Origin of the sequence: Treponema sp. UBA753 (assembly GCF_002297325.1) — a bacterium.
GTDB lineage: Bacteria > Spirochaetota > Spirochaetia > Treponematales > Treponemataceae > Treponema_D.
Genome location: NZ_DBKJ01000119.1, coordinates 1 through 3596 on the forward strand (window position 1 = coordinate 1; position 3596 = coordinate 3596).

General features: G+C 41.8%; 6 protein-coding genes. 4 read left to right on the forward strand and 2 right to left on the reverse strand.

The window, feature by feature from the left end; genetic code table 11:
- Nucleotides 1-626: ATP-binding protein (locus B4C08_RS09585; protein ID WP_296664862.1), on the reverse strand; the 626-nt coding region annotated here is incomplete at its 3' end.
- 436 nt (nt 627-1062) lie between these two features.
- Complete coding sequence (locus B4C08_RS09590; RefSeq protein ID WP_296664864.1) at nt 1063-1764, reverse strand: DNA-binding domain-containing protein; 702 nt, start codon at nt 1762-1764, stop codon at nt 1063-1065.
- Nucleotides 1765-2022: 258 nt separating this feature from the next.
- Between B4C08_RS09590 and B4C08_RS09595 the strand changes: the two genes are divergently transcribed.
- The 4 genes from B4C08_RS09595 to B4C08_RS09610 are packed head-to-tail and all read left to right on the forward strand — an operon-like array spanning nt 2023 to nt 3281.
- The gene (locus B4C08_RS09595) at nt 2023-2259 is read left to right on the forward strand and encodes a hypothetical protein (protein WP_296664867.1); all 237 of its coding nucleotides are present in this window, start codon (nt 2023-2025) and stop codon (nt 2257-2259) included.
- Nucleotides 2256-2651 carry an NlpC/P60 family protein gene (locus B4C08_RS09600; protein WP_296664869.1) on the forward strand — a complete coding sequence of 132 codons (396 nt, stop codon included), beginning with the start codon at nt 2256-2258 and terminating at the stop codon, nt 2649-2651. The genes B4C08_RS09595 and B4C08_RS09600 overlap by 4 nt, the downstream gene beginning before the upstream one ends.
- Nucleotides 2648-3070: a hypothetical protein gene (locus B4C08_RS09605; protein WP_296664872.1), complete on the forward strand. Its 423-nt coding sequence runs from the start codon at nt 2648-2650 to the stop codon at nt 3068-3070. Before B4C08_RS09600 ends, B4C08_RS09605 begins: the two co-directional genes overlap by 4 nt.
- On the forward strand, nt 3042-3281 hold the full coding sequence (locus B4C08_RS09610; RefSeq protein ID WP_296664874.1) for a hypothetical protein: 240 nt from the start codon (nt 3042-3044) through the stop codon (nt 3279-3281). Before B4C08_RS09605 ends, B4C08_RS09610 begins: the two co-directional genes overlap by 29 nt.
- Nucleotides 3282-3596 lie beyond the last annotated feature (315 nt).

Genomic DNA, 3596 nt, shown 5'->3' on the forward strand with positions numbered 1-3596 from the left:
GTCAAGCTCCGAATATCACGCTCAATGTAAGTTTTCAGATAGTTTGAGTAAAAATCGTTCGGCGAGACATTTCCGTTTGCAACTTCCGGATAGCCGCCTGTAAAAATTGAATTCCATATATCCGAAGCAGAAAGTTCCTTTCCAGAAAATGCGCTGTTTCTCTGCAAAATATAGTCTTTTGACGGAATAAATGGCTGGTCAAAGCTGTCGCCTCGTTTTTCGCGTGCGGAAAGCGGATAAAGCTGCACGATTCCGATTCTTCCAGAAAGGCTCTCTGTCGCTTTTTCCATAAGCCTGAACTGCTGGCTTCCTGTAAGATAATACATTCCGTTGTGCCGGTTCTTGTCAATTTCGATTTTTAGATACCGAAACAGCTCTGGAACATACTGAACCTCATCAAACAAAAAAGGGCTTGGATGAAAATCAATAAACGACTGCGGATCGTTTTTTGCGGACTGCTCTTCCGTCGGGTCATCAAAAGTAAGATAGCCAACAGATTTTTTGTCAGTTACGTTTTTCAAAAGCGTGGTCTTTCCGGTCTGTCTTGCGCCTGTAACAAGCACAGTCGGAAACGACTGAGACATCCGTTCTATTGTTTTTTCTGCATGACGCTCTATAAAAGCCATATTTTCTTCCAAAATTAAGTTTTTTGTGGGATAATCCAAACTGTCACTTTGGATTATCCCACGGAAAAGAAAAAAAGGCAAGATTAGTGCTCTTTTTGTAGGTGTAGGGGCATTAAGCTTTTTACATATCATTTGTTAATATAATGGCTTTTAAGATGAGAATATTTGTTTATGTTAGAATTTCTAAAGAGAGTATTCCTAAAGCCTTAAGTAAGTATTCCTAAGACCCTGAGTGAATATTCCTAAAGCCCTAAGTAAGTATTCCTAAGGCTCTTAGGAAGTATCTCTTCAGGTCTTAGGAAGTATTCCTTAACCTCTTAGAAAGTATCTCTTCAGGTCTTAGAAAGTATTCCTTTGGTCTTAAGTTTATTACAATAAACAAAAAAAACGGCATGCCGTTTAGACATGCCGCAGAGACTTCTTTTCAGAGTCTCTTTTAGCTTATTGTAATTTCTTTAATAAAGCTGCCATTGTACAGGATTGTGTTTGGCTTTGCCCTTATGCTGACCTTGTATGAGCCGCTTTCAATGTCTGCCGGAAGCATTGCGTCAATCCGCTTGTTTTTGTTCCAGATGTAGTTTTCAAGCCTTATTGAAACATCTCCCTTTGTAAGGAAAATTCCTTGCTCGCTGTCATTTTCGTCAAACTTGAGGTACTCGCCGATTATCCTGATTACGTTTCCTGGCTTTGCTTCTTTTAATGCAATTCCATTTACGTTCTGGATTTCTTCTATTGACGGAATCATCTTGTATCTTCCTGACACACGCTCTGTTTTTGTGCTTGCAAGCACTGCCTTTGCTATGGAACTGTCCACGGTGAGCCTTACGTTCAAGTCATGGTCGTTGCCAAAATTATGCGGCTCAAAAGAAGCCAGCTTGTCATTTGCAGTTCCCTTTGCGCAGATATAAAGCTGTCCAAACGGGCAGTGCACTTTGTAGCCAAGCTGCAGATAACGCAGAACAACATCCTTGTACACATTCAGTGCTCCTGTAATGTCGGCTTTTGTTATAGTTGTGTTGTTTTTTGCCATCTCATTGATGAGCTCGTCAAATGTGAGAGAACCGGAGTTTTCCGAATAGAAATGATAAGGGGACTTTGCATTGGCTGTCTTGTTCTCTCTTAATGAAATCTTTAACATAATTTTCTCCTGCCGGGCTTGCAGGCGCCTTGCTTGCCCGGTCTTTTGTTTTTTGAGGCAGAAGTCCGCAACGCGGAGGTTTTATCTGCCGTTCGTTGTGTACAATATACAGCGCAGCAAAGCCCTTGAATTGATAACATTTACGTGCTGTTTTATGAGCGTAAATGTTATCAATTTTGGCTTAGGATTTGGCTTTATCTTCTTGGAAAAGACTTTCGCATTAACTGCGCAAGCTAATATTTTTACAAGGAGGCGGCTATGGAAAATGAGTTGCTTACAAAGCTCTACGGCGAGTTCTGCTCTATGCGTGGAGAAATGTGCGAGTTCAAGAACAGAACTCTTGAGCGTCTGGGGGCTCTGGAAACAAGCCTTAAAAAATCTTCCGCTGAAAAAACAGCAAGAGTTTGCCAGATTGTTTCTATTGGTACAGGAGCGATTGCCCTTGCTTCTGCCGGATTCGCTGTGTTGAAGACATTCTTGGGAGGCGCGGCATGAGGATTCAGCAAAAGTACTTTGAGGAACTAAGAAAATTTGAGGGTGCGCCTTATGTGTGGGGCGGTTCTTCTCCAAGTGGAAGCGACTGTTCTGGCTCTGTATGCGATGCAGTAAGCCGTTCTCTTGGAATAAACCTTCGCGTTACAGCAGATGAATTATATAGAAGATTTTTTACAGAAGATGTAAAAAGCTTTTGCGGCGCAAATTTTTTGTATGCGGCGTTCTTTCTTGATGCGCAGGACAGGGCGGTTCATGTGGCAGGCTGGTGCGGATCTTGCTATGTAAATGTTTCCAGGCTGGAAGAAAATAAATGCGGCGCATTGCGAAGCGAAATAGAAATAAAGTCAATGTATTCTCACTTGAAGATGGTAAAAAGGGGGCTTGCTGTATGACAAAGATTGAAAGCATTGATTTTTCTTATGCAGAGCTTTTTCAGAATGTATTTAAAAGGCTGCTTCTTCTTGCAGGAAAACTTGCAGGGTACAAGGGATTTGCGGTTTTAATTGCGACAGTGCTTCTTAGGCTTGGATATATAGGGGATGCGGTCTGGGCTTCTGTTGTGATTTCATCTCTTTGCGGGGCGGTTCTGCCAAAAGCTTTGGGAAGCTATGCCGCTATGGATTCATCTATGGATGTAGGAGGTAAAGATAATGAGACATTCACGTATAATGCAAAAGGTATGCGCCGTGGTTCTAGTGCTAAACGCAGTTTTTCAGGCGAGTGCAGAAAAGTTGTTTCCAACGGAAAAAGCAGGATTAGAAGCGCAGTTAAAAACGCAGGACTTGCCGCTGAATCAGGCTTTGGGCAATGAAAGCCTTGCAGCTGAGCTTGAAAGAATTCTTGAAGAAACGGTTGATGAAGCCTTGTTTTTGCAGCGGGAGGGACTTAAGGCGCAGTTTGAAAAAGAAAGCAGGCGCATTTTTAAAAGCCGCTCATTCTGGAGAAAAACAGCCCTTTGCGAGCTTGCAGTTATTCTAGGAGCCGCATTTACAGGAGGCGTTATGTACAGGCTTAGAAACTAGCAGAGAGTCCCCTGGCCTTGCCGGGGGGGTATCTTGCCAGTATCCGGCTTGACTATATAATCTATAGGAAAAATGTGATTTTTGTGATAATTTTTATTGGAATTTTGTGATGAATCCTGTATTCTATGAATGTGGAATTCAAATATCCTGAATTTCGAGTTTTGATAAGAACAGTAATTTAAGTGTCATTCCCGTACTACGACACTGCGATGTTTACGCAGTAAACTCGGTCAGGAATCTGTTGGAAATTTTCAATAGATTATCGGGTCAAGCCCGATAATGACATTAAATTATAAAACTCGAAATTTAGGGAAT